Source organism: Priestia sp. 179-F W1.4 NHS, from assembly GCF_045369295.1.
GTDB classification, from domain to species: Bacteria; Bacillota; Bacilli; order Bacillales; family Bacillaceae_H; genus Priestia; species Priestia zanthoxyli.
In genome coordinates, this window is sequence record NZ_JBIQFF010000002.1 from 777,334 (window position 1) to 802,695 (window position 25,362).

Here is a 25,362-nt window from a genome sequence, read left to right on the forward strand (position 1 = left end):
CAACCTCACTATTCATTTTTTTACGAGATAAAAGATTTTAGGGATCGCTAAAAAATCCACAAAACAATAGCTTGTTTACTATTTCAAAATATTTACATATTTTCAACTTATTTTTATCTCAGAGTACTTTTTTATGAAAAAAGGTTTCTTTTTTATAAAAAAGTGTTATACTAGGTATATTATTTCTTGTTCGGTGTTAACAAATAGAAAGACTTTCTTTAAAGTGATTCTTATTGAAATTGAGCAGAGATAGTAATATATTCGTGGATTTTCCACACAGGAGGTACTACAATGGTACAAGGTAAAGTAAAATGGTTTAATGCAGAAAAAGGTTTTGGATTCATCGAAGTAGAAGGACAAGACGACGTATTCGTACACTTCTCAGCTATCCAAGGCGAAGGTTTCAAATCACTTGAAGAAGGTCAAGAAGTTACATTTGAAATCGAAGATGGAGCTCGTGGACCACAAGCTGCTAACGTTCAAAAGTAATTGATTAAGAAGCTGTCACTTTAGTGACAGCTTCTTTTTATGTCTATTTAACCAATTAAAATTTGATTTTCCTGCCAAAGATTAGTCAAGTTCGTATCCGCGAGCCGCTGATGCGTCTCTTTTACGCTAAGCCAGCGATGCTTGTTGAAAACAAAGCGAGTTTCAGGAAGTTCAGTCCATATTTCCTGTACAGACTGGACATTTAACAGAACAAAGTTTGCTTCGTTTCCTTCTTCCACTCCATACTTTTCTTTTCCAATCAGCCGGGCTGGTATACTTGTAATCATTCGGAGCAACTGCCGCTGATCATCTGGACTTCCCATATGTGCAGCATAGGCAGTTAGTAACCCTACTTGCAGCAAGTCTGCTTTTCCAAACGGATGAAAGGGGTCGTTCACGTTATCAGATGCAGTAGCAATCGGAATCGCTGCTTTTTGTATGTCGCGAATACGCGTTACGCCTCGTCTTACAATTCCTTTATCTTCTCTTCCCTGTAAATATAAATTAGAAGCAGGTAATGTGACAACTCCAATTTTCGCCTGTTTCAAAAGGTTTAAGATTTCTTTCACTTTTGCATCAGTCATTCCTGCAAGCGAACAAAGATGCCCCACTACCACTTTTCCTTCCATATTCAATTCAATTGTTCTATGAGCAATATTAATTATCGTATCAACAGATGGATCATCGCTTTCATCCACATGTAAGTCAAGAGGTTTATTATAGGCTTGAGCCAGCGAAAACAGAGCATCAATCTCTTTTTCTGGATTTCCAGCTAAATGAGGACAGCCTCCAATCGCATCAATTTCAAGGTCGAATGCTCGTTCAATTTTAGTCATCTTATGCATATCATCAATGTCTAAGTTAGAGAATAGCGGAACAACCTGCACATCCATATACGGGCTTAATTCATCTCTCACTTCGACAGCCGCTTGTAAACTTCGAAATAAGCTATCTTCTTCCATGCTGCAGTCAAAATCAATATGCGTTCGAATCGTAGTCGTACCGTTAGCTAATGCCTGCAAAGCAGTTTTTAACATTCGCTGCTTAATTTCTTCTTCTGGAAATGCCGGCAGGCTGCTGCTGTAATTTTTAATGGCTTCTTGAAGAGTTCCAGATAGATTGGGTACCTGAGGAAGCGAATGAGCTTTGTCTAAATGCATATGCATATCTACAAATCCTGGTAATAGTACACGCCCCTGTGCATCAAGTGACGTTTCTTTTCCTAACACGGCCGCGTGTAGCGGAAAAAACTCGTCACCTTCAAGATAACCGTTTTGTAAAACGATAGAAGTATACATTCCATTTGAAATTTTCACTTCAAAAAGAGCGTGATCGTGCATAATTGGCAAGCGAACATTAATTAAGTGAAGCAATATAATTCCCTCCTCAATTTTTCAACTTCTTCATTTTTCATAGACCGCTTTATCTTATTTATCATTTATTGTTTAAAGCATTAATTCGCCAAATTTCGCGAATCACCTTCTCTCTAAAGGCCTTTATTTACAGAGAAAAAAGCAAGAACAAAAAAAAAGGAGCAGCGTCCCCACGCTGCTCATCAAAGAAAAAATGCTAGAAAATAGATAGAATGTACTTCCCATGGTTAAATGAGGGCTTACAGATAAAGCTTCAGTGAGTGATTTCATGCTTTGCATCGCTATTCTCCCCAGAAAGCAATGCAGATACAAGCAAAAAATTTCCACCACTCGCTCACACTGTAAATAGACACATAAGAAAAAGCCCAAACAAAGGCAGGTCTCTCAAATACAATGAGCAAAAACCTACCCGCCTGGGCTTTTATCCCTTCGGTGTCATATCCACTTCTTTTCAAAAATGAATATGTGAATCGCTTGGACCAAACTTTCTACTAACGTAAAAATGGGAACCTAGATTCACTTTTTACTCATAGTCCTATCATTTACGGTGATAAGGTAGAAACGTCTGAGCCATATTCTCAAACATATATGAGTGAACCGTATTTAGCTTTTTCTTGTCTACAAATATACTATAGGTCTCTCTATAAGTCAAATATAAACGAATAATCTTTTTAATAAAATTATATATAGTTCGCCTTTTACAAAAGTTTACTTTTTTTAAAAGTTTGTTAAACTATCTAACACAGTAGTTGCATCTTCTTATAATCCTGCTTATACTTCGAACTACTTACATTATCTATAAAGGTCTTCACTCTGTTGAAGACAAAAAGCGATCTAGGGTTCCGTTTAACACATGTTAAAGGCTGGTCCGAGAGAGAGCGTACGGAACGGTCCGTATACACGGAAGGATAAAAGCCTGGGAGAATGACATCATTCTCCCAGGCTTTTCTTTTTTACTAGTATAAAATAGAGGAAAGAAGGGATTTATATGAACAACCAACCAGCGTTAAGTAAATCGCTAAAGGTATATCAAATTGTATTTTTGGGTCTTGCCTGGATGACTCCGATGATTTTCTTTACAGTTTACGGAGTAGCCTACGATGCGGCTGGAGGGCAAATGGTCCTTGCTTATTTAATTGCTTTTTTAGCTATCTTTTTTACCGCATATAGCTATAGCCGAATGGTAAAAGCATATCCAATAGCAGGATCTGCTTATACGTATACGAAAAAAGCTATACATCCTCGCCTTGGCTTTTTAGTAGGCTGGGCACTTCTTTTAGACTATATTTTCTCCCCTATTATCGCTATTTTAACATTTGGTATTTTTATGCATACAGAATTTCCTTCTATTCCTGTATACGTATGGGTCATTGTCATGAACATTATCTTAGCTTTAGTCAATATTGTTGGTATTAAATCTGTCGCTCGTATAAGCGGCATCTCTGTTGTAGTTCAGATTCTATTTATAAGTTTGTTTTGTTTATTTATCATCAAAGATATTGCAACAGGTCAAGCTAGTTCTTCTACTCTTTTTTCACTTCATCCTTTTTTGGCTTCAGATGTACCGTTTACGACTATCTTTTCTGGAGCTGCGCTCATTTGCTTTTGCTTTTTAGGATTTGATGCCGTTACAACAATGGCGGAAGAAACGATTCAACCAGAAAGGACCATTCCAAAAGCCATTTTTCTTATTGTTTGTATTGCAGCTGTTATGTACATCGCTATTTCGTATTTTACACAGATTGCCTATCCGGGATTCACATTTACTAATCCTGATAATGCTGCCTACACCCTTGTAAAATTAGTGGGCGGAAATCTTTTAAGCAGTCTATTTATTACGGTCTTAATTATCGCAACCTTTACTCAAGGAGTTTCTTCAGTCACAAGCGTGACTCGCTTTTTATATGCTTTAGGCCGTGAATCCGTGCTGCCTCAGAAGGTATTTTCATATATTCATCCAACGTTTAAAACGCCCGTGGTGAATATCTTGCTTGTTACCGCTTTTTCGTTTTTGGGAATGTTTATTGATTTAAACACAGCCGTTACTTTTGTCAGTTTCGGTGCCTTAACCGCTTTTACATTTGTTAATCTATCAGTCATTGCCCATTTTTATATTAAGTTAAAGAAACGATCGTTTACTGAAACAATACTTTATTTAATCTTCCCTTTGATAGGAGCGGCATTTATCGGATGGCTGCTCACACTGTTAAACAAAGACACTCTTTTGATTGGTGTCGCCTGGCTTACGGTTGGGTTTCTCTATTTATTTGTAAAATCTCGACTATCGGCTCCTTTTGTAAAGAGAGATCATTCAAAAGTGACGGTCCCTGAAAAATAAACTGAAAAATCAGTTTTTGTGTCAGGTATTCTAACAAACTGCTTGTCAACTTATTTTCAAACATACTATACTACGATTAATCGAAAGCCACAAATGGATAAAGGTTCTTACAGATGTTAAGAACAAAAAAGCTGTCTAGGGTTCCGTTTAACATACGTTAAAGACTGGTCCGAGAGAGAGCGATATGGCGCTATGCTGTATAACACGGAAGGATAAAAGCCTGGGAGACTACTCTCCCAAGCTTTTATCCTTTTTTTATTCTAAGGAGGTTATTTTATGAGTTATATCTGGAAGCAAACCATCCCAGCGGGCGGAAAATGGTCAGGACGAATTGGGAGAGGAAAATCAGTGACGTTTACCGCACAAGAATCCGGTGCAAACGCATCCCTACTATTGTACAACGCTTATGATTTAACGGAACGATACAACATGCCTGATACCTTAAAAGCTCAGCATACTGCTCATTTAACAAAAGGACACGTTCTGATGAGTGACAACGGCAGAGCATTTGCAAGCATCACTGCTGACACCACCGGCTGGCATGATACCATTTCAGGCTATACTACGCGCAGCTTCACTCATCAAAAATACGGTGCATCTACTTATCAAGAATCCCGAAACGCATGGAGAAGGAATGGAGAAGAAAACTTCTCAATGGAGCTTCTGCGCAACGGTTTAACAACACGGGATTTAGTCCCTAATCTTAACTTATTTTCAAAAGTATACTGCGACGAAGAAGGCAATATGAATTTTGTTTCTTCTCATTGTAAAAAAGGAGATTTTATTACGCTTAGAACAGAAATGGATTTGCTTTTTGTACTGTCTAATACCCCTAACCCTTTAGACCCAAGTAAAACGTATCCTTCTGTTCCGATTGAAATAACCGTTGATGAAGCGGCTCCTGTAAGCTCAGACGACTACTGCTTGAATTTTAGGCCTGAAAATAAACGAGCGTTTGAAAACACATGGTCTTATGACCTATTGCTTGGAAATAAAACATTATCAACGATTTAAAAATGAAGGAGGCTTCTATAATGGCTGTATTTAACCGAGTGGAAAGTAGCAGAAAAATAGAGAACGCAATTTATGATGAAACGGTACTGGCTGGGGACGGCTGGATGCACGAACTTAAACCAGGACAAACGCTTAGAATAATAGATGTAAAAGGAAATCAAGCAGCGGATACGTTATTCTTTGATGCAGAAAATCCAGAGAATCATTACAGTGCAGTATCTACGATTGCTAATCAAGGAAATATTTATTTATCCACCGGCACAGTGCTGCTTTCTCAATCTGGCAAAGAACTAGTCAAAATTGTAGCTGACACGTGCGGACGCCACGATACTTTAGGTGGAGCTTGTTCCGCACAAAGCAACACCGTACGTTATGCACATGACACGCTTCCGATGCATAACTGCCGAGATACATTTATGCTGCAGCTATCAAAATATGATAGCCGCTACACTAAAAGAGATTTAGCACCGAACGTAAACTTTTTTATGAATGTACCTGTGACGCCAAGCGGCGGATTAACGTTTAATGACGGAGTGTCTGCACCTGGATACTATGTAGAAATGGAAGCGATCAATCCTACACTTGTATTGATCAGTAACTGCCCTCAGCTTAATAATCCGTGCAACGATTATAACCCTACCCCTATTCGCTTAGTTATTTGGGATTCATTATAAAAAGGAGTGTTCATCTATGTTTACAAAAGTATTAATTGCGAACCGAGGAGCAATTGCCGTTAGAATTGACCGAACATTACGACATTTTGGAGTGAAATCTGTGGCTGTTTATACAGAAGCTGATCAAGACAGCCTGCACGTTGATGAAGCAGATGAAGCCATTTTAATTGGCAGCGGCCCGGTCAAAGAAAGTTATTTAAACGAAGACCTTATTCTAGATATCGCAAAGAAAACAGGAGCAGAAGCTATTCATCCAGGCTACGGTTTTTTAAGCGAAAACGCGGAATTTGCTCGTCGCTGTCGAGCTGAAGGAATTGTATTTATTGGTCCTACACCTCAGCAAATGGAAATATTCGGATTGAAACATTCAGCTCGGGAAATTGCGCAAAAAGCGGACGTGCCTTTGCTTCCTGGTACACCTCTTATTACAGATGTATCAGAAGCTGTACGTGCTGCTGAAGAGATTGGCTATCCCGTTATGTTAAAAAGTACAGCTGGCGGCGGCGGAATTGGAATGCGTGTTTGCCAGGATGAAAAAGCGCTTCAAGCCGCTTTTGACTCAGTTTGCCATTTAGCACAAACAAACTTTAAAAACAGCGGTGTTTTTTTAGAGAAATACATTCAAAAAGCTCGCCATGTGGAAGTTCAAATCTTCGGGAATTCTTTTGGAGAAGTAGTGGCTTTAGGAGAACGCGACTGCTCTATTCAGCGAAGAAATCAAAAAGTAATTGAAGAAAGTCCAGCTCCAAACTTCCCTTCATATATACGGGAAAATATGCTGCAAGCAGCTACTCGACTAGCTAAAGAAGTGGGATACCGAAGTGCAGGAACAGTAGAATTTTTATATGACGCCGAAGCGGAGAAGTTTTATTTTTTAGAAGTAAATACTCGTCTTCAAGTAGAACACGGCGTTACAGAAGAAGTGTTAAACATCGATTTAGTAGAATGGATGCTTAAAGAAGCATGCGATGAGCTGGTAAACCTTCCTTCTTTGCTTCCTGTTCCTTCAGGTCACAGTATCCAAGCGCGTATTTATGCCGAAGATTGCTTAAATGATTTTCGTCCAAGCGGCGGGCAAATCGACCAAGCCATTTTCTCTAAAAGTGCTCGAGTTGAAACATGGGTGCGAGACGGCATTACTGTAACATCACTTTATGATCCTATGCTCGCTAAAATTATCGTTCATGGAAAAACACGAGAAGAAGCTCTTCTAAAATTGAGCGCTGTTTTAAAAGAGACGAGATTATACGGCGTTACTACTAATCTTCAATACTTGCAGGGACTGTTAGAAGAAAAAGCGTGTAAAACAGGCGATGTGTATACTCAAATGCTTAACTCATATACTCCGAGCGAACAAGCAATTGAAGTATTAGACGGCGGCGTTCAGTCCACTGTTCAAGATTACCCGGGACGCACCGGGCACTGGAATGTAGGAGTTCCTCCGTGCGGTCCAATGGATCCTTTTGCTTTTCGCATAGGAAACAAACTTCTCGGAAATTCACCGGATGCCCCGGGAATTGAAATGACTCTCCGAGGTGGCTCTTATAAATTTAGAGACAATGTATCTTTTTGTATTACAGGTGCCAACATGCAGGCTACATTAGACGGCGCTGAAATTCCCATGTATAAAACCATTCAAGCAAAGCCAGGGCAAATTCTTTCATTTGGTGAAGCAACCGAAGGAATGCGCACGTATTTACTGATTGGCGGCGGACTTGATATGCCTAAAATATTAGGCAGTTCTTCTACTTTTACACTAGGAAGCTTCGGAGGACACGGCGGAAGAGCACTTCGCACGGGAGATGTACTGCGTGTTTCTGACTACGCTCACGTTGAAAATGAACTTGCTCTTTCCTACCAGCCGACCATGTCTAAAGAATGGACAATCGGAGTGATTCCCGGCCCTCATTGTACAGAAGAGTTTTTGCAGCCAGAGTACTTGCAGCAGCTAACAGATACAAAATGGGAAGTTCATTTTAACAGCTCTAGAACAGGCGTTAGGTTAATAGGTCCCGCTCCTTTTTGGACGCGTGAAGATGGAGGAGAAGCCGGTTTGCACCCATCAAATATTCATGACAACGCCTATGCCATCGGCACCTTAGACTTAACCGGAGATATGCCTATTTTACTTGGCCCAGACGGTCCGAGCCTCGGCGGCTTTGTTTGCCCTGTTACGACTGCTTCAGCAGAGTTTTGGAAAATAGGACAGCTTCATCCCGGAGATAAAATTTCGTTTAAATTAATTGACCTTGAACAAGCTGAAAAACTCAAATGTATGCAGGAAGACTTTTTACAGCATATCGGAACATCCGCATCACTTCCTATGTTTACAAATCCAGTAGCACAGCCGCTCAAAAGCGATTATCCGCTGCTGATTAACGAAACGGAAAATAGACGCTTCCCATTTTCCGTCCGCTGCTCAGGCGATGCGAATATACTTGTGGAGTACGGAGAAATGGAGCTTGACCTGCTGCTTCGCTTCCAAGTGCATGCTTTAATGGAAGCTATTCAAAAGCGTAAGGATTTACCAGTTCTAGATTTAACGCCTGGTATCCGTTCTCTTCAAATTCATATTGATGCAACAAAGATGTCTATTCTTGAACTGTGTCAGCACATTTCAGCTATTGATCGCGCGCTTCCTCCTCTTGAAGAAATGGAAGTTCCGTCTCGTATTGTAAAACTGCCACTTTCATGGGATGATCCTGCGACTCAATTGGCTATTGAACGCTATCAGCAAAACGTTCGTCCAGATGCCCCCTGGTGTCCAAGCAATCTAGAGTTTATTCGCCGAGTAAACGGTCTGGATCACATTGAAGATGTGAAACGAGTTGTATTTGACGCTAATTATCTTGTAATGGGGCTTGGAGATGTATATTTAGGCGCACCTGTTGCTACGCCTCTAGACCCTCGTCACCGTTTAGTTACAACGAAATATAATCCCGCTCGTACATGGACGCCTGAAAATGCAGTTGGTATTGGCGGTGCGTATATGTGCGTATACGGAATGGAAGGTCCTGGCGGCTATCAATTTGTCGGACGCACGATTCAAATGTGGAACCGACTTCGTCAAACGGAAAGTTTTGAAGCAGGAAAACCGTGGCTTCTTCGTTTCTTTGATCAAATTCAATTTTACTCAGTAGAAGCAGATGAGCTTTTAAAACTGCGCGAAGATTTCCTTCGTGGGAGATTTGAAGCAGATATTACGGAGACAACGTTTAAACTTGGAGAATATTTAGATTTTCTTTCATCTATTGAAGAAAGCACGGCTGCTTTTCGTCACACCCAGCAGGCTGCTTTTCAAACAGAACGAGAAGATTGGAAAGCACTTGGCTTAGCTGAGTACGTCTCTGAACATGAAACGGCTGAAATTACGGAACAAGAACTGCCCGAAGGTACGGAAGCCGCGCGCTGTACAATGCCGGGAAGCGTATGGAAAGTTCTTGTTGAAGAAGGACAAAAAGTTGAAAAAGGCGATACGTTAATTATCGAAGAAAGTATGAAAATGGAGTTTCCACAGCTAGCACCTATGGATGGATATATCAGTTCTATTCATGTAAAACCCGGCGATGAAGTACAGGCTGGACAGCTGATTGCCGGTATAAAAGCCTTTTCTCCAATTACTCATTAAGGACGGTGGATACAATGAAAACAGTAAGCTTGCCTAAAACATTTTCGGTTCAATGGTTACGTGATATGTATATCAAAAAAGAATTAACTCCGGAAGATGTAGTACATCAAATTCTTACGCGTGTAGAAGCTGATAAAGACATGAATATTTGGATTACCCCTCCTACACTCGGTGAGTTAAAACCTTATCTCGATCGCTTAGCTACCCTAAGCCCTGAAGCGTTACCTTTATGGGGAATTCCATTCGCCGTTAAAGATAATATCGATGTAGCCCATGTACCGACGACAGCCGGATGTAAAGAATATACGTATATCCCTTCTGCACATGCTACGGTTGTTCAACGTCTTACTGATGCAGGTGCTATCCCTCTTGGAAAGACCAACTTGGACCAATTTGCTACAGGGCTGGTCGGTACACGAAGCCCTTACGGCGAAACGCACAATGCGTTAAAGTCCGAGCTCATTAGCGGCGGATCGAGCTCAGGGTCAGCTGTATCCGTAGCTCGCGGGCATGCTGCTTTTTCTTTAGGCACCGATACAGCAGGTTCAGGACGCGTTCCAGCCGGTTTAAACCGTTTAATTGGCTATAAACCTTCCCTCGGAGCGTGGCCATCTGCAGGTGTAGTTCCGGCGTGTAAAAGCTTAGACTGCGTCACTGCTTTTGCTCATGAATGGAGTGACGTACTGCTCGTAGATTCTATTATTAGAGGAGTAGACGATCAAGATCCATGGTCACGCTCTGTTGTTCGGGCTTCTTCGGCTCTCCCTGAAAAAATTTGTATGGTAAAAGAACCGCTCTCATTTTACGGACCCTTTGCTGAACAGTACGAGGAAGCATGGAAGCAAGCAGTGAAAAAGATTGAAGATTTATCTATTCCCATCGAATACATTGACGGCTCGTATTTAAATGAAGCAGCTGCTTTATTATATGACGGCCCTTACGTAGCGGAGCGCTGGGCTGACTTAGGAGAATTTATTACTTCTCATGAAGAAACAGCATTTCCTGTAACCGAGCAAGTCCTTCGTTCAGGAGCTAAATCAGAATATGATGCTGCTGCTTTATTTCAAGCTTCACATAAGCTTCAATCCTTTAAACACCAAGCATATCATCAGCTTAAAAATGCTGTTCTTGTTATGCCGACAGCAGGCGGGACGTGGACGCGGGAACAAGTAAGAGAAAATCCAATTGAAACAAACAGTGACATGGGGCGTTTTACAAACCATTGTAACTTGCTCGATTTATGTGCTGTCTCTCTTCCATCTCAAGATGCAGATCTTGATTTACCGTTTGGCATTTCATTTTTCTCTACATTGGACGGGGAACAATTTATTTGTGGGCTTAGCGAATTGTTTTTAAATGGTGAACGAACGGTTGATTCAAAAAAAGATACAACCTTAGTAGCTGTTTGCGGTTTGCATATGCGCGGGTTTCCACTTGAATTTCAAATGCGTGAACACGGAGCTTCATTCGTACGAAAAGACCAAACCGCTCCTTATTACCAGCTTTTTAAACTGCCTACTTCTCCAGCAAAACCGGGGCTGTTGCGAACACATCAACAAGGAGAAAAAATTGAAGTTGAGCTTTGGGAAATGCCTTTATCACTGTTCGGTTCTTTTACCGATTCTATCCCTTCTCCTCTTGGACTAGGCAAAATCACTCTCGAAGACGGCAGTGAAGTAGCGGGTTTTCTTTGTGAAGCTCATGCGACAGAAGATGCGGAGGATATTACGTCTTATAGAAGCTGGCGGACTGTTTATAGTTGAATAAAAGAGCTGCCTCTAAGTCAGGGTTTCGACTTAGAGGTGGCTCTTTTGAGTTATAAAAACCTTACTATAAAAGCGCTCTTATTTTAAGGAATCACTTATTTGGTCCGGTCTTTTTTATGTACTTTTTCTCTTTTTCATCCACCAGCCTGCACCAACTATCACTCCGATTATAAGAATAACAAATATTAAACGGTCTACATCATGCAAATATTTTTGGATTTTTTCAATATCTCCAAGTCCTCCTACATAGAGCAAAAAAACAAACCACGGAAAAATGCCTAAGGTGCTGTATAAAACAAAGTCCTTAGATTTGATTTTACTAAGGCCTGCCAAATAGGTTATATAGTTTGCGATACTGATGGGACGAGAAATCGTAATACTCCATTTTCCGTATTTATGAAACCATTTTTGGGCACGCTTTATATTTTTTTCACCAAACCAGCGTTTGGTAATAGATTCAAACCTGTATCCCATCACGAACGGAATATAGTTGAATGCGATATAAATAACGGTATTGACAGCTGAAACAATAAGGATTTTCCATATTGAAAGCTGCAGCACCGAGCCAATGAGCAAAATCGATAACGTACACGGAAAAGGAATTGCCGCAGCTTCGATTGCTGTAGCAATAAAGATGCCCACTATGCCTAAATTTTGTACAAAATCAATAAACCCTTGCACCTTTTTTCTCCTTTCAATCATACAAATTTCACGTTCTTTCATCATAACTCAAACTATTCAAAATTTCACGATTTCAAAGCAATTTTACTAGTAAAAAAAGCTCATACGCACCCGTTTGCTATATTTGATTATCTTCTATCATATGCAGTTCATAAATGAAGTAACGCAAAAAAAACCAAAATAGCAGAAAAAAACCAAAATAGCAGAAAAAAACTCTTTTATTAGTTGTAATAAAAGAGTCTTTTCTGTCCTGTTATTATTTAATTTTAGCAATGATTTTCCCTTTCACATGGCGTTTTGAAAGCTCTTCTAATGCACTTGGCACTTCTTTTAACGAGATGATGCGCTCAATCATCGGAGCTACTTTCTTCTCTGCTACTAATGCTAAAAGCTCATCGCCCATTTTTGCTAAATCCGCTTGCGCCATCATGTCATCAATGTGGTGTGCAGCATTTAAAGCTACTTCATGATAAGAAATCACCTTTGTAAAAGGCTTTACTTTTGTATAGTCAGGTGCACCAGCAATATGTGCTAAATGTCCTCTATAGGCAATCATATCTAAAGAATCCGTTGCGTTCTTTGCGCTCACCGTGTCAAGCACAGCATCTACGCCGCGGCCATTTGTCAGCTCCAATACTTTTTCTGCGACGTTTTCCTCGCGATAATCAATTACATAATCAGCTCCTAACGACTTCACATACTCATGATTATGTGCTGAAGCTGTTGAGAAAACGGTTTTTCCAGCGTTTTTAGCAAGCTGCACGCCAAAGCCCCCTACGCCTCCAGCTCCTCCATGAATTAATATGGTTTGAATATGGTTCATTGGAAGTTTACGAAATAGTGCTTCATACGCCGTGTAACCTGCAGTAGGCAAAGCAGCAGCTTCTTCAAATGTAACAGCATCAGGAATGCGCGAAATTGAATGAGCAGTTGTGACCGCATATTCAGCATATCCGCCTTTTTTCATAAAGTCCCCGTGATAGACAACGCGGTCTCCTTTTTTCCAGTCAACTACTCCTTCTCCAACTTCATCAATTGTCCCAGCTACATCCAAACCTAGAATGTGAGGATATGTCCAATGAGGATTTCCGTTAGTAGCCGTTTTATAATCCACTGGATTAAGTCCCACTGCATGAACTTCAACTACTACTTCTCCTTTATTTGGAAGAGGTTTTTCTATTTCTTCTACTTTCATTTCTGTCCATTTATTTTTATCTTGCAATAATAATGCTTTCACAGTCTAACTCTCCTTTTTAAATCATTTGCTTAGCGTTACTTTTATTATTTTATCTAAAAATGATTTGCTTACTATTTTTATTTTAAAGAGAGCTTGTCTATAATACAAATTAGAAAATAAATAGATATCCATAAATAAATTTATAAGAAAGGATAGCATAAATGATTGATTTTGAATGGTATCGCAGCTTTATTAGCATTTACAAATATCGATCCGTTTCTGAAGCAGCCAGAGCGAGGATCTTAACGCAGCCGGCCATGAGTCAGCACTTAGCTGCTTTAGAAGCTGAAATAGGCGAAGGTTTATTTATCCGTGCACCAAGAAAGATGATTCCAACAGAAAAAGGTAAAGAACTGTACACGCGTATTGTCCCGTTAATTGAAAGTCTAGAAGCTGCTTCAATTGAATTAAAAATGACCGCTTCATCTCCCGACGCGCTGCCGGTCGTAAAAATTGGTTCTCCCGTAGAGTATTTTACCGAACAAGCTTTAGAAAGAATAAAAGATGCAGGTATCCGCTGCTACAGCCAGTTTGGTATTGCTTCTGTTTTACTTGAAAAGATACAAAGCGACGAAATTGATATTGCGATTACAACCCAAAGATTGCAAATACCAGGAGTCGAATATACGGTCATTGAAGAAGAAGAGTTTGTCTTAACCGTCCCTCCTTCTTTTGAAATGACACCCAATGAAGACATAGAGGATTTTTTATACAATCAGCGGTGGATTAGCTATGGCCTTGAACTTCCTATTATCAGGCGTTTTTGGCGACAGCATTTTAAAAAACGGCCTGAAATTCAGCCTCATCATGTGATTCCAAATCTTCAAACGGTGTTAAAAGCCATTCAGCATCACATGGGAATCAGCCTGCTTCCCCGCTATTTGATTCAAGAAGCGCTCCAAGAAAAAAAGGTGAAAATCGAACTTGAACATTTAGCGGTAAAAAATCAGATCTTTCTTGCTTATAAACTTAAGCATCGAGATCATCCAGTCATTCAAAAAACGATACGCTCGTTAAAAAAAGAAACGAACCACTAATCAAACATCTTGATTAATGGTTCGTTTTTCATCTCGTCTAAAATCATTTTGTCCCAGTCTCTTCTTTTTTTGACAGCTGCTGTGCTGAATCTACTCCTACGAGATCTAAAAAGAAAATAAAAATAGGAATACCAAGAATCAGCCCCCATACGCCCAAGAAATGTTCACCAAATACTAAAATGATAAACGTAATGAATGTTGGCAAGTTTGTTTTAGATGACATAAGCTTTGGATTTAATACATAGCTTTCAAGTGCGTGAAGTACTACCACCATAATTAACACAGATAGTACTTTTACACCGCCTCCTAAACTGTAAGCGATTGTACAAAGCGGAATGAGTGAAACAAATACCCCAAGAACCGGCACTAGCCCTAGTAGAAAGACCATAACGCCAAGCGCAAGCAAATTAGGAAACCCTAACACCCACAGGGCAATAACGGATAAAATGCTGTTCACAAAAGCGATAATAAACTGAACTTCTATTACCTTGCCGAAGGAATTAACAAATTTTCTCCCCAAATAGCCAGCTTCTTTGAAAAACCAGCCCAGCCTAGATTGTTCCAGTTGGACAAATAATCGGTGAATCCGCGACTTTTCAAGTAAAAAGAATAGGCTTAACAAGAGTGCTAAGAAAACTTGTGCACTTACTTTTCCAATATTAGATAAATAGCTGTATACTAAATCAATATTCTGCTGAATATTTTCTGGTGATTTAAATCTCTTTAGATTATCGATAATATAGGTGACGAATGTATTATCAGGGGGGTGCTTGTAAAAATACATCAGCTTCTGTACAAGCTCAGTAACTTGCGTCATAATAACCGGGATATATACATATCCTACAATACCGAGAGCACCAATCAGTGCGATATAGATGACGATGAGTATAAGCGTTGAATTAAGCGGAAGCTTTCTTCTTAACGTTTGTTGAAGACGACCAATTAAAAAGGTAAAAATAAACGTAAATAACAGCAGCTGAAGCATACTTCTAATGCTGACAAGTAAAACTGTAATAATAATAAGCGTAATGATGCGAACAGTAAGTTTGTTGTGAAGCCAACTTCTTGCAATATTCATGAAACCTTCAATTCTCCTATCTCTCTTTTTCCCAAGTCATTTGTATACATATAAATAAAACGGATACGCTAGACGCTCATATCCGCTTTCGCTATATATAGTGTATCATTTAATATTCAAATTTTACTATATTTCAGCGCTTTTTAGTATGTCTTTATTTTCTCTCCGCTATTCTTTTTCATTTTCCCATACATTATGATAAATTAGCTTGTCTAAATCCCTTCTTTTTTCCCAGTTAGCTTGTTCTAAGATTGGTTTCTCAGGGTATTTATCTGTATAGCCAATTGACATGAGCGCTACAGGATCAATATGAGGAGGAATATGTAAAATGTCACGTACATCATTTTTTTTATAAAAACTTACCCATCCCATTGCCAGTCCTTCTGCATATGAAGCAAGCCACATATTTTGAATCGCACACGCAGTTGACATCATATCAGTTTCTGGAATTGAGTTTCTTCCGAGAACATGAGAGCCCCCTCTTGTTGGATCACACGTTACGCAAATAGTTAACGGCGCTTCTTTTAATCCTTGAATCTTTAGCTCTAAAAAATCTTCTTTCTTTTCACCTTCATAATGAATAGCCAGTGCTCTTCTCTCTTTATCTGCTGCCCAGGCAAGTTTATTTTTCACTTCTGTATCAGATACTAATATAAAATTCCAAGGCTGCATAAACCCGACGGAAGGTCCGCTGTGAGCAGCCTGTAGAATGTTATAAACCGTTTCATTCGGAATCTCATCAGACAAAAATGTGCGTACATCTCTTCTTCCGTAAATCGCTTTGTATACCGCTTGCTTTTCGTCGTTTGTAAACGAATTCATCTTTTTCAACCTCCATTAAACTCTTTTTTTAACTATTTTTCTAAAAAAACATTAAAAAAATGTGATCCAAACTTTATGTTTTCTCGTATTACTATATGAATCTATCATAAAGGAGGTTGCAAACATGTTCAACGACGTTTTAATGAACTTATTTAACGCGGTAAGCAGCATCATTAACACAATTGGATAATTTGATTGTACATATTGAGTAAGAGAGGAGGCATATTACATGCTAAACGAGGTACTTATGAACTTTTTTAACGCAGTAAGCAGCATCATCAACACAATCGGATAAAAAAAGCACAAAGAAAAGGGTAACTGCCATTACCACCGTCTTTATGCTTGACTAGTTCAAAATCATATATTTTACAATAAAAAGAACTCTTTGATTAGGAGTTCTTTTTACTTATCCTAACATGTTCCTTTTTATTTGTATATATACCTTGCCATTTCAACAGATTCACTTATATGTTGCAAGCATACACGTAGGTTTGCAGCTCGTAGTGCAGTTCTTTTAAGTCTTCGGCTGCTTGAGTCAATAACTTCTTTCGCTGAGCTGTATACACATCTAGAATCGCTCTTTCTACTTTTACCTTTTCTTCATATAAAATATCTAACTTATCTTCATTTCCTTCAAGGGAAATAGGCTTTAACATAGCAAATTGATAAATGGGTTGTCCATAATCCAATTTTGTTAAAATAGAACCTACTAATACATCCTGCGAGCATTCATATACGAAGTTTAACAGCGTACTTAATTCTTCTAGACGAGAAATATCCAGCTCTGCATTTTCATTGATCACAGTCCCTATATATTGAAAGCACTCTTCTTCTAACTCATTGTAAATAGTTGTGATGCGGTGCAGTACTTCATTCAACTTCATAAAGTTCCCCCTTCACACACGCTTCTTGATACAACCATATGACAAAACTTGGTGTTTTATACTAACGAAAAAGCGAGGAATATAAACCTCGCTTTTTCTCTTTATCGATACATACTGGCAATGTCTTCAATAAACATAAGCGGTTCTTCTTCTGTTAGTTGTTTAATTGGAGAATAATCCTCTCCACCAAAACTTTGATCTATGTCTTCAATAAACGAAGAAACTTCTTCTGACTCTTCACGATTAGCCGGCACTTCGTATTTCTGTAATTCTGTACGGTGCACGACGGATAAAATATGGCGAGGAAATTGCTGCTTCGTTTTTCCAAAACAGTATACCGGCTTGTGTTTCAAAAAGCGTTCTACTTCCTCTTGCCGGTTATAAATGCTTCCATGATCACCCCAAGCTACCACAACTAGTTCAGCATCTTCCACAGCCTTTTGAATATATTCACCTGTTCTTGTTCCAACAGCTTCTTCTTTTGAAAGCATGCGTAAAAACGAAACATGATCGGTTTGATAGCTGAATAAATAAACGATTTCTAAAACTCCAAATCCCCACTTTTGCGCCAGTCCTATGCATTTGGATACAGCTGTATCATCGCTGTATTCATACGTATTTTCTGGAAAGGACAAGATAAACGTAAGTTTACGTTCGTTTACTTCACTCCATTTGCATAATAGAGAATATTTGTATGTGCCTGTTTCATCAAAAATAACTTCTTTTTTCACTGCTTCCATCCCCCTGCCTTCTTACAATCTTGTTACTTATCTATTGCAAATGAGCTAAGCAGTAATCGTAACCTTGACTGTTAAAAGTTTTATTTTATATGTATTTCAAAATCAGGCCTTCATGACAACTTTTCTGCCATTTTTTCAAAAAGCATTTTTTTCTTCTATACATGCTTTTTACAGCTAGTGAACATTCACATATACATCTTTCCTCTTTTCGGACCTCCAGTCAAAATAGATAAAATCAAAAGAATGGTCTATAATAAAGAAATAACCAATGAACTTTTCACTCATGTTTTTGACCGTTACGGATTTTTCTCAGCAGGTATGTTCAAAACTGATCCTCTGAGAAAATAGAAGATAAATTTGTGTAAAGAAAGGATTTTGTAAATGGCTACTACACACACATTTACAAGAGGAGAAGAAATTGCAAATGCGATTACACACGGCGTTGGAGCCGTACTCAGCATTGTGGGATTAACGCTTTTAATCGTACTTTCTTCGTTAGAAGGAACGCCTTGGCATGTTATCAGTTTTACTATTTACGGAGTAACCATGCTGCTTCTCTATGTCTCCTCTACGCTTGTCCATAGCTTTCCGGAAGGTAAGGTAAAAGATCTTTTTGAGATATTTGACCACTCTTCTATTTATTTGTTTATTGCCGGTACGTACACTCCATTTTTATTTATCGCAGTAAAAGGAACCACCGGCTGGACGCTTTTTGGAATTGTATGGGGCATCGCTCTTGCAGGAATTGTATTCAAAGCTTTTTTTGTGAAGAAATTCCTTTTTATTTCCACCATTCTTTACGTATTTATGGGATGGATGATTGTGTTTGCGTGGGATTCGTTAACTCAAAACATTGCCCATCAAGGAATTGTCCTTCTTGTAGTTGGAGGCGTGTTGTATACAATCGGAGCCGTTTTTTACGTATGGCGAGGATTTCGTTTTCACCATATGATTTGGCATATGTTTGTTCTTGGCGGAACCGTACTTCACTTTTTAGCAATCATTTTATATGTATTGCCTATAACCAATTAAAAAAGGGCCAGAAGGCCCTTTTTTAATTGGTTATAGAATTTCTTACCACAGTTTTGCCATTTGAGTCACAAGCGTATAGACTCCTAGCACAGCCATAATAACGACCACAAAACCGCCAAAAACGGTAAGCCAAGTCGGATGCTTGTAATCCCCTACTATCTTCTTTTTATACGCCGCTATAAGCATTGTACCGAGTGTAATAGGTAAGATTAACCCATTTAATGCTCCAGCTAAAATGAGCAGCGTGACCGGCTGACCAATCGTTAAGAAAACCAGGGTTGAAATCGTAATAAATGCAATGATAATCCAGTTTTCATATTTCTCAATCTTTTTGCTGAAGGATTTAATAAAGGAAACCGATGTATATGCCGAACCAATAACTGAAGTGATAGCCGCTGCTGCCATGACGACACCGAATAATTTATAGCCAATATCCCCTGCGGCTAACTGAAAAACAGAGGCTGGTGGATTATCGGGATTCAGTTTTAACCCTTGACTCAACACACCCAATGTCGCCAAAAATAGAAAAATTCGAATGATCGAAGCGATCGTAATGCCGGATACTGCTCCTCTTGTTACTTCCGGAATCGCGGCTTTTCCTTTGATTCCTGCATCTAATAAACGGTGACCTCCTGCAAATGTAATATATCCTCCTACCGTTCCTCCTACAAGAGTAACAATCGCCATTACGTCAATGTGATCCGGCCAAAATGTTTTAGATACCGCTTCTCCTACTGGCGGAGCGGAAGAAACCGCAACATACACCATTAAAATAATTAATATTCCGCCCATTAATTGAGCAAAACGATCCATTAATTTTCCGGCTTCTTTGACTAAAAAGATGGCAATAGAAATAATGGCTGTAATAACTGCACCAACTTTAGGAGAAATACCAAATAGCGCATTGAAGCCAAGACCCGCTCCTCCTACATTTCCAATATTAAATGCTAAGCCTCCGATTACAATTAAAATAGCAATAAATAGACCGAGACCTGGGAAAACACTGTTAGCAATATCCTGTGCTCTTTTTTCTGAGACGGCAATAATACGCCATACGTTTAGCTGAACGCCAATGTCTAATAAAATCGACAGTAAAATGACAAAACCAAAACTTGCGGCGAGAGCTTGTGTAAAGACAGTTGTTTGAGTTAAAAAACCTGGACCCACTGCTGAAGTAGCCATTAAAAATGCTGCTCCGAGGAGCACGCTCCAGTTGCGTTCTTTTTTCATGATGTCACCTCATTGTGGTTGAATAATGATTTGTTCTTCTTTTAGCTTGTCACAAATAGCTTTGGCAAATTCAACAGCATGTGCACCGTCTCCATGAATACAGACGGTATCTGCCTTAATCGGAATCTCTTCATTTTGCACAGTGAATACTTTCTTTTCTTTGACCATTTTAATTACTTGAGAAATAGCTGCTTTCTCATCTTGAATCACGGCGTTTTCAACGTTTCTCGGCGTCAGCATGCCGTTCTGTTGATAGGTTCGATCTGCAAATACTTCCTGAGACGTACGCAAGCCGATTTCGTTTCCAGCTTTAATCGATTCACTTCCAGCAAGACCATATAGAATAGCTTCCTCACTAACATTATAAACAGCTTCAGCAATAGCTTTAGCTATGTCTCGATCCCCTGCAGCCATATTATATAAAGCGCCATGAGGTTTCACATGATGAAGGGCCCCTCCTTCTGCACGTATAAAAGCTGAAAGAGCCCCCATTTGATACACCATCAAATCATAAGCTTCTCGAGGCGTAATTTTCATATATCTACGTCCAAATCCAGCTAAATCTTGCAATCCGGGGTGCGCGCCGATCGCCACATTTTCACTCAAAGCCAGCTTTACTGTTTCTCTCATAACCGAAGGATCTCCGGCATGAAAGCCACAAGCAATGTTTGCTGACGTTACATAGCGTAAAATTTCTTTATCATTTCCTAATCTATAGTTCCCAAAGCTCTCCCCTAAGTCACAGTTCAAATCAACGGTAGCCATTTTCTTCCCCCTTATATTTTCATTCGAAGTGCTCTTTTAATATGATTGATTTTCTTTTCCTGCTCCATATATAAATGCTGCGCTTCATCCAGTGAAACGAATTGAAAAGAAACCTTTTGCCCTGGAGAAACTTGTGCCAGCGCCGAAAAATCGGCAGTTGCTACCTGCCCGATTCTAGGGTATCCTCCTGTCGTTTGATGATCTGCTAATAAAACAATGGGCTGTCCTTCTTTTGGTACTTGAATTGTACCAAACGTCACAGCGCTAGAAAGCAGCTCCTTTTCCTGCTGAAAGATTAATTTCTTTCCTTTTAGCCTATAGCCCATTCGGTCAGATTGCGGCGTAACGTCAAATTCTTGATTAAAGAAATGTTGTTGACTTTCTTTCGTAAACCAATCAAATTCCGCACCTTTCATTGTGCGGATAATAGGCGTCTCGTATGAAGGAAGAAGTTTAGGATGAATGGTCCAAAAAGCCTGCTGAAAAGAGCGGTCCGTTTGCTTTTTCACCAGTTTCTTTATAATTGCTTCCCCTATTTCTGTAGGAGGATGGCTTAATACTTCGTCACCTGACTGTAATGCTTTACCGTGCAGCCCTCCTATCCGAGCGCGAAGCGAAGTAGATGTACTTCCCATAACTGCAGGAACGTTAAAGGCACCGGAAACCGATAAATAAGAACGGCAACCTAAAGTCGGAACACCAAACTGCAGCACGCTCCCTTTTTTCACATATAAAGGCCGCCACATCTTTACGGCTTCATCATTAACAGTTGGCGATAAATCCCCTCCTGTCAGGGCAATTAAAGCATCTTGCTGAAATTCAATTTTTGGTCCCATTAACGTAATTTCAATAACCGGCTGATTTTCTTGATTTCCTACTAATAAGTTGGCAATCCTTAAAGCAACTTTGTCCATTGCCCCGCTGACAATCATGCCGTCCTTTTGATATCCATGTCTGCCGATATCTTGAATCGTTGTTAATAAACCAGGACGCATCACTTTAATACTCATCTTCATCCACCTCCTTTTGTGCTTCATATTCCGTTTCAGAAATGGAAACAAATCGGATACGATCACCTGCTTGAAGTAAGCTTGGCGAGTTTTTTTCTGGGTTAAATAGTGTAAGAGGAGTACGCCCGATTAACTGCCATCCTCCAGGTGTTTCAATTGGGTACACGCCGGTTTGCATTCCTGCGATGCCAACTGACCCTTTTGGGATGCTGTTTCTCGGTGATTCTTTCCTTGGAGTCGCAATTTTTTCACTCATCCCTCCTAAGTAAGGAAAACCAGGAGCAAAGCCTATCATATACACCAAATATTCTCCGTTTGTATGAATGGAGATAACTTCATCAGGCGTTAATGAATGAAAAGCAGCTACTCTCTCTAAGTCCGGGCCGTACTTTCCTCCGTAACACACCGGAATATCAATTTGTCTAGCGACCGCTTCAGATTTTTCTTCCTGGCGGAAAAGCAGTTCTTCAATATATGTAGATATTGCTGTGTAAGGATTTCTTCTTCCTTTTTCACTCATTATCCAAGGATCATAATAGATTGTAACCGTCGTAAAAGCCGGCACATATTCAATCATTCCCTTACATAATGATTGCTCTAGCACCTCAGTAAATTGCTGAATACGTTTATGTATACCGAAATTAATTTCGTCTCCAAATGAAACGACAATGCCGCTATCACCAAGAGGATAAAGTCGATAATCGTTACTCATTCCGTCTCCTCCTTTTTACTTAGTATTGTTTGAGCAGCTCCCTTTAATGCTGTAGTTAGACAGTTTTATTAGAATTACTAATGAAGTTATCATTTTCAAATAACATTTTCTTATATATCTAATAAAAAAAAGATCAATAAATCTGTATACCGTATGAATAACATTATACAAATATAAAATAATCTTATGTTCTACTAAAACAAACTCTAAATAAAAATTCAACCTTTTTAGAATTTTATCGTCAAAAGGATCACGTTTTTTCAGTTTTCCCCATAAGAAAACTGCTTTGTTTTTTATACCAAAGCAGTTTTTTGTAAACATCTACAAAAAGGAAAAACTCATGGGCAGTGAACCATTATATACCTCTGCGAGCAAAATCCACAAAACGAAACTTATCAAGACGATGACGTGATTCCGTATACTGAAAAAGGCTTGCATCTTCTAGATACACATAGTTTCTTACTACCACAATATGTTTATAATCTTTCAAATCTAAGTAACATTTATCTTCGTCCGTCAGCTCGTCAACGGAAATTTCTTTTTTAGCAAAGCTGATTTTCAGCCCAAGATCTTTTTCTAAGTATTCATAAATAGAGCCTTTGCATATGTCTTTTGTGAGGTGAGGAACATATTTTTTATGAAAAAAATCTTTATCTAAAATAATTTTTTCTCCATCGATTTCACGTGCTCGAACTACTTTCCATATGAGATCTTTTTTCGTTGCGCCAAGCTGTGTGCACAAATCTTGATCAGCCTTGATTAATTCAAACTCTTTTACAATAGTAGTCGACGTATGTCCTAGCTTTTCCGCGACTTCTTTGAAGCTAACAAGTCCTGATACTGGAAAATCAAAGCGTGATACGTCTAATACAAAAGAACCTTTTCCTTTCATTTTTTGAATGTACCCATTTTGCGAGAGTAAATTTAACGCTTTGCGTATCGTTTCACGAGACGTTTGATACTGTTCAACAAGCTCATTTTCAGAAGGAAGTTTTGTATTAGGACGCCAGTCACCGCGTTTAATTTTATCGACTAACTGTTCGTAAATGCTGATAAATTTATTTTCTTTCAATTGCCATCACCTATTTTACTTTCTATATATACCCAATTGTATAAAAAGAACGATAGATTGTCACCCATCGTTCTTTTCACTTTTTCTCTATTTTTTTAAATGATACACGATTGATTCATACGGCCGAAGTAAGACTCGCTTGAATTCCTTTGGTGAATCTTCGTAGTTAGACAGCAATATTTCACTATGATATCCTTCAAAAGTTAGATTTTCTGGCAGTTCAAAGGCTGTTTCGCTGCCGTAGAAATTGTTTATCACGAGCAGCTTTTCATCTGCTCCATTTCGGATATAAGCGAAAATCTGCTCGTCTTCTCCAAGAATCAATTCATAGTTTCCATAGGTGATAATCTCGTACTGCTTGCGCAGTGCAATAAGCTTTTGATAAAAATAAAAGATTGAATCTTTATCCTCTAACGCTTTTTCTACATTAATTTTACGGTAGTTATCGGCCGGATTAATCCATGGGTTTCCTTTTGTAAAACCTGCATTCGGCTTATCGTTCCATTGCACCGGTGTACGGGAATTATCTCTTGATTTATGTTTTAAAATTTCCAAAATTTCATTTTCGTCCATTCCTTGTGCACGTTTTATTTCATACACATTTAATGACTCCACATCTCTATATTCATCAATAGAGGAAAACTTCGGGTTTGTCATACCTATTTCTTCGCCTTGATAGATATAAGGCGTTCCCTGCATCAAATGAATCGTTGTAGCGAGCATTTTAGCAGATTTATTATGATAGAGTTCGTCGTCTCCATAGCGTGAAACAACGCGAGGCTGATCATGGTTGCACCAAAATAATGCATTCCATCCCCCACCTTTATTCATTTCCGTTTGCCAAGTTGATAGAATCTCTTTTAATTTAATAAAATCAAAATCTGCTAGGGCCCACTTTTCTCCATTCGGGTAATCGACTTTCAAATGATGAAAATTAAACGTCATACTAAGCTCGCGTCGGTCCGGATGAGAGTACTGAATACAGTGGTCAACGGTTGTGGACGACATTTCTCCAACGGTCATACTATTATATTTTGAAAAAACTTCTTGATTCATTTCCCGCATATATTCGTGCACGCGAGGACCGTCGGTGTAGAATTTCCGGCCATCTCCTGGTGCAACGGAACCGTCATCATCTAAAAAACGCTGATCTTTTGAAATTAAATTAATAACGTCCAGACGAAATCCATCTACTCCTTTTTCAAACCAAAACGTCATCATATCATACACGCTGCGGCGCACACGCTCGTTTTCCCAGTTCAAATCCGCTTGCGTAACATCAAACAAATGCAGATACGATTGTTCTGTGAGGTTATCATGCTCCCACGCGGATCCCCCAAATTTTGAAACCCAATTCGTCGGAGCACTTCCATCTTCTTTTTGATCTTTCCAAATATAAAAATCTCTGTACGGGTTATCTTTCGATTTTTTAGCTTCTTGAAACCATTCATGTTCAGTTGATGTATGATTAACGACAATATCCATGATGACTTTAAGACCCCGCTTATGCGCTTCTGTTACTAAAAGATCAAAATCCTCCATTGTTCCGTATTCTTCTTGAATAACAAAATAATCACTTATATCATATCCATTATCCCGCTGCGGCGATTTATAAATTGGGGTTAACCAAACAACATCTACGCCAAGCTTTTTCAAATAATCTAGCTTTTCAATAATTCCAGCTATATCACCCACGCCGTTGCCAGTCGTATCATAAAAACTTTTTGGATAAATTTGATAAACAACAGATTTTTTCCACCAAGGTTCTTGCATTTTTAAC

At 39.1% G+C, this 25,362-nt stretch carries 21 protein-coding genes and 3 riboswitches; of the genes, 8 read left to right on the plus strand and 13 right to left on the minus strand.

Annotation, left to right across the window (positions count from 1 at the left end; translation table 11 throughout):
- Positions 1 to 291: 291 nt before the first annotated feature.
- Entirely contained in the window at positions 292 to 489 is a 198-nt protein-coding gene (locus ACH0CI_RS14470; RefSeq protein ID WP_013055689.1) for a cold-shock protein, read from the plus strand.
- A gap of 47 nt (positions 490 to 536) precedes the next feature.
- Here ACH0CI_RS14470 and ACH0CI_RS14475 read toward each other — a convergent pair whose 3' ends face one another.
- Complete coding sequence (locus tag ACH0CI_RS14475) at positions 537 to 1,862, minus strand: amidohydrolase family protein (protein ID WP_223546327.1); 1,326 nt, start codon at positions 1,860 to 1,862, stop codon at positions 537 to 539.
- A gap of 510 nt (positions 1,863 to 2,372) precedes the next feature.
- A riboswitch (purine riboswitch) is annotated at positions 2,373 to 2,474 on the minus strand.
- 211 nt (positions 2,475 to 2,685) lie between these two features.
- Positions 2,686 to 2,787, plus strand: a riboswitch (guanidine-I (ykkC/yxkD leader).
- Between the two features lie 63 nt (positions 2,788 to 2,850).
- On the opposite strand from ACH0CI_RS14475, the gene ACH0CI_RS14480 reads away from it, so the two are divergent.
- The 5 genes from ACH0CI_RS14480 to atzF all read left to right on the plus strand — a co-directional run bounded on the left by ACH0CI_RS14480 (position 2,851) and on the right by atzF (position 11,279).
- On the plus strand, positions 2,851 to 4,200 hold the full coding sequence (locus ACH0CI_RS14480) for an APC family permease (protein ID WP_034269790.1): 1,350 nt from the start codon (positions 2,851 to 2,853) through the stop codon (positions 4,198 to 4,200).
- A gap of 124 nt (positions 4,201 to 4,324) precedes the next feature.
- Positions 4,325 to 4,429, plus strand: a riboswitch (guanidine-I (ykkC/yxkD leader).
- A gap of 47 nt (positions 4,430 to 4,476) precedes the next feature.
- Complete coding sequence (locus ACH0CI_RS14485; RefSeq protein ID WP_335707489.1) at positions 4,477 to 5,214, plus strand: urea amidolyase associated protein UAAP1; 738 nt, start codon at positions 4,477 to 4,479, stop codon at positions 5,212 to 5,214.
- 20 nt (positions 5,215 to 5,234) lie between these two features.
- Complete coding sequence (locus tag ACH0CI_RS14490) at positions 5,235 to 5,888, plus strand: urea amidolyase associated protein UAAP2 (protein WP_335707488.1); 654 nt, start codon at positions 5,235 to 5,237, stop codon at positions 5,886 to 5,888.
- Between the two features lie 16 nt (positions 5,889 to 5,904).
- Positions 5,905 to 9,516, plus strand: coding sequence for an urea carboxylase (gene uca, locus ACH0CI_RS14495; RefSeq protein WP_406901708.1), 3,612 nt, complete (start codon positions 5,905 to 5,907; stop codon positions 9,514 to 9,516).
- 14 nt (positions 9,517 to 9,530) lie between these two features.
- Complete coding sequence (gene atzF / locus ACH0CI_RS14500; RefSeq protein ID WP_406901710.1) at positions 9,531 to 11,279, plus strand: allophanate hydrolase; 1,749 nt, start codon at positions 9,531 to 9,533, stop codon at positions 11,277 to 11,279.
- A gap of 117 nt (positions 11,280 to 11,396) precedes the next feature.
- Here the strand turns inward: atzF and ACH0CI_RS14505 are convergent, their stop codons facing one another.
- The gene (locus ACH0CI_RS14505; protein ID WP_223260295.1) at positions 11,397 to 11,963 is read right to left on the minus strand and encodes a DedA family protein; all 567 of its coding nucleotides are present in this window, start codon (positions 11,961 to 11,963) and stop codon (positions 11,397 to 11,399) included.
- A gap of 256 nt (positions 11,964 to 12,219) precedes the next feature.
- Positions 12,220 to 13,200 (minus strand): zinc-binding dehydrogenase, encoded by a 981-nt coding sequence (locus ACH0CI_RS14510; protein WP_406901711.1) that lies wholly within the window; start codon positions 13,198 to 13,200, stop codon positions 12,220 to 12,222.
- Positions 13,201 to 13,361: 161 nt separating this feature from the next.
- Here ACH0CI_RS14510 and ACH0CI_RS14515 point away from each other — a divergent pair, with 161 nt between their 5' ends.
- Entirely contained in the window at positions 13,362 to 14,237 is an 876-nt protein-coding gene (locus ACH0CI_RS14515; protein WP_028412217.1) for a LysR family transcriptional regulator, read from the plus strand.
- Positions 14,238 to 14,280: 43 nt separating this feature from the next.
- Here the strand turns inward: ACH0CI_RS14515 and ACH0CI_RS14520 are convergent, their stop codons facing one another.
- From ACH0CI_RS14520 to ACH0CI_RS14535, 4 genes are all read right to left on the minus strand, one after another.
- A complete protein-coding gene (locus tag ACH0CI_RS14520; RefSeq protein ID WP_028412216.1) occupies positions 14,281 to 15,315 on the minus strand; it encodes an AI-2E family transporter in 1,035 nt (344 codons plus the stop codon).
- Positions 15,316 to 15,483: 168 nt separating this feature from the next.
- Complete coding sequence (bluB, locus tag ACH0CI_RS14525; RefSeq protein ID WP_013055676.1) at positions 15,484 to 16,137, minus strand: 5,6-dimethylbenzimidazole synthase; 654 nt, start codon at positions 16,135 to 16,137, stop codon at positions 15,484 to 15,486.
- Positions 16,138 to 16,601: 464 nt separating this feature from the next.
- Positions 16,602 to 17,021 (minus strand): hypothetical protein, encoded by a 420-nt coding sequence (locus ACH0CI_RS14530; RefSeq protein WP_016763238.1) that lies wholly within the window; start codon positions 17,019 to 17,021, stop codon positions 16,602 to 16,604.
- 101 nt (positions 17,022 to 17,122) lie between these two features.
- The gene (locus ACH0CI_RS14535) at positions 17,123 to 17,761 is read right to left on the minus strand and encodes a DUF1643 domain-containing protein (RefSeq protein WP_406901712.1); all 639 of its coding nucleotides are present in this window, start codon (positions 17,759 to 17,761) and stop codon (positions 17,123 to 17,125) included.
- Positions 17,762 to 18,142: 381 nt separating this feature from the next.
- Here ACH0CI_RS14535 and trhA point away from each other — a divergent pair, with 381 nt between their 5' ends.
- The gene (gene trhA / locus ACH0CI_RS14540) at positions 18,143 to 18,793 is read left to right on the plus strand and encodes a PAQR family membrane homeostasis protein TrhA (protein WP_013055671.1); all 651 of its coding nucleotides are present in this window, start codon (positions 18,143 to 18,145) and stop codon (positions 18,791 to 18,793) included.
- 42 nt (positions 18,794 to 18,835) lie between these two features.
- Here trhA and ACH0CI_RS14545 read toward each other — a convergent pair whose 3' ends face one another.
- From ACH0CI_RS14545 to treC, 6 genes are all read right to left on the minus strand, one after another.
- Positions 18,836 to 20,023 (minus strand): NRAMP family divalent metal transporter, encoded by a 1,188-nt coding sequence (locus tag ACH0CI_RS14545; RefSeq protein WP_048020121.1) that lies wholly within the window; start codon positions 20,021 to 20,023, stop codon positions 18,836 to 18,838.
- A gap of 9 nt (positions 20,024 to 20,032) precedes the next feature.
- The gene (locus tag ACH0CI_RS14550; protein WP_335707482.1) at positions 20,033 to 20,788 is read right to left on the minus strand and encodes a LamB/YcsF family protein; all 756 of its coding nucleotides are present in this window, start codon (positions 20,786 to 20,788) and stop codon (positions 20,033 to 20,035) included.
- Between the two features lie 11 nt (positions 20,789 to 20,799).
- Complete coding sequence (locus tag ACH0CI_RS14555) at positions 20,800 to 21,798, minus strand: 5-oxoprolinase subunit C family protein (protein ID WP_406901713.1); 999 nt, start codon at positions 21,796 to 21,798, stop codon at positions 20,800 to 20,802.
- Positions 21,788 to 22,510, minus strand: coding sequence for a 5-oxoprolinase subunit PxpB (gene pxpB, locus ACH0CI_RS14560; protein ID WP_406901715.1), 723 nt, complete (start codon positions 22,508 to 22,510; stop codon positions 21,788 to 21,790). Before pxpB ends, ACH0CI_RS14555 begins: the two co-directional genes overlap by 11 nt.
- A gap of 355 nt (positions 22,511 to 22,865) precedes the next feature.
- Positions 22,866 to 23,582, minus strand: coding sequence for a trehalose operon repressor (gene treR / locus ACH0CI_RS14565; protein WP_335707479.1), 717 nt, complete (start codon positions 23,580 to 23,582; stop codon positions 22,866 to 22,868).
- Between the two features lie 87 nt (positions 23,583 to 23,669).
- Positions 23,670 to 25,355 carry an alpha,alpha-phosphotrehalase gene (gene treC / locus ACH0CI_RS14570; RefSeq protein WP_335707478.1) on the minus strand — a complete coding sequence of 562 codons (1,686 nt, stop codon included), beginning with the start codon at positions 25,353 to 25,355 and terminating at the stop codon, positions 23,670 to 23,672.
- Positions 25,356 to 25,362 lie beyond the last annotated feature (7 nt).

Excerpts from the sequence above, each read along its gene's own strand:
- ACH0CI_RS14470 (WP_013055689.1), top strand. The coding sequence starts at position 292 with ATGGTACAAGGTAAAGTAAAATGGTTTAATGCAGAAAAAGGTTTTGGA.
- ACH0CI_RS14480 (WP_034269790.1), top strand. The coding sequence starts at position 2,851 with ATGAACAACCAACCAGCGTTAAGTAAATCGCTAAAGGTATATCAAATT.
- ACH0CI_RS14485 (WP_335707489.1), top strand. The coding sequence starts at position 4,477 with ATGAGTTATATCTGGAAGCAAACCATCCCAGCGGGCGGAAAATGGTCA.
- ACH0CI_RS14490 (WP_335707488.1), top strand. The coding sequence starts at position 5,235 with ATGGCTGTATTTAACCGAGTGGAAAGTAGCAGAAAAATAGAGAACGCA.
- uca (WP_406901708.1), top strand. The coding sequence starts at position 5,905 with ATGTTTACAAAAGTATTAATTGCGAACCGAGGAGCAATTGCCGTTAGA.
- atzF (WP_406901710.1), top strand. The coding sequence starts at position 9,531 with ATGAAAACAGTAAGCTTGCCTAAAACATTTTCGGTTCAATGGTTACGT.
- ACH0CI_RS14515 (WP_028412217.1), top strand. The coding sequence starts at position 13,362 with ATGATTGATTTTGAATGGTATCGCAGCTTTATTAGCATTTACAAATAT.
- ACH0CI_RS14520 (WP_028412216.1), bottom strand. The coding sequence starts at position 15,315 with ATGAATATTGCAAGAAGTTGGCTTCACAACAAACTTACTGTTCGCATC.
- bluB (WP_013055676.1), bottom strand. The coding sequence starts at position 16,137 with ATGAATTCGTTTACAAACGACGAAAAGCAAGCGGTATACAAAGCGATT.
- ACH0CI_RS14530 (WP_016763238.1), bottom strand. The coding sequence starts at position 17,021 with ATGAAGTTGAATGAAGTACTGCACCGCATCACAACTATTTACAATGAG.
- ACH0CI_RS14535 (WP_406901712.1), bottom strand. The coding sequence starts at position 17,761 with ATGGAAGCAGTGAAAAAAGAAGTTATTTTTGATGAAACAGGCACATAC.
- trhA (WP_013055671.1), top strand. The coding sequence starts at position 18,143 with ATGGCTACTACACACACATTTACAAGAGGAGAAGAAATTGCAAATGCG.
- ACH0CI_RS14545 (WP_048020121.1), bottom strand. The coding sequence starts at position 20,023 with ATGAAAAAAGAACGCAACTGGAGCGTGCTCCTCGGAGCAGCATTTTTA.
- ACH0CI_RS14550 (WP_335707482.1), bottom strand. The coding sequence starts at position 20,788 with ATGGCTACCGTTGATTTGAACTGTGACTTAGGGGAGAGCTTTGGGAAC.
- ACH0CI_RS14555 (WP_406901713.1), bottom strand. The coding sequence starts at position 21,798 with ATGAGTATTAAAGTGATGCGTCCTGGTTTATTAACAACGATTCAAGAT.
- pxpB (WP_406901715.1), bottom strand. The coding sequence starts at position 22,510 with ATGAGTAACGATTATCGACTTTATCCTCTTGGTGATAGCGGCATTGTC.
- treC (WP_335707478.1), bottom strand. The coding sequence starts at position 25,355 with ATGCAAGAACCTTGGTGGAAAAAATCTGTTGTTTATCAAATTTATCCA.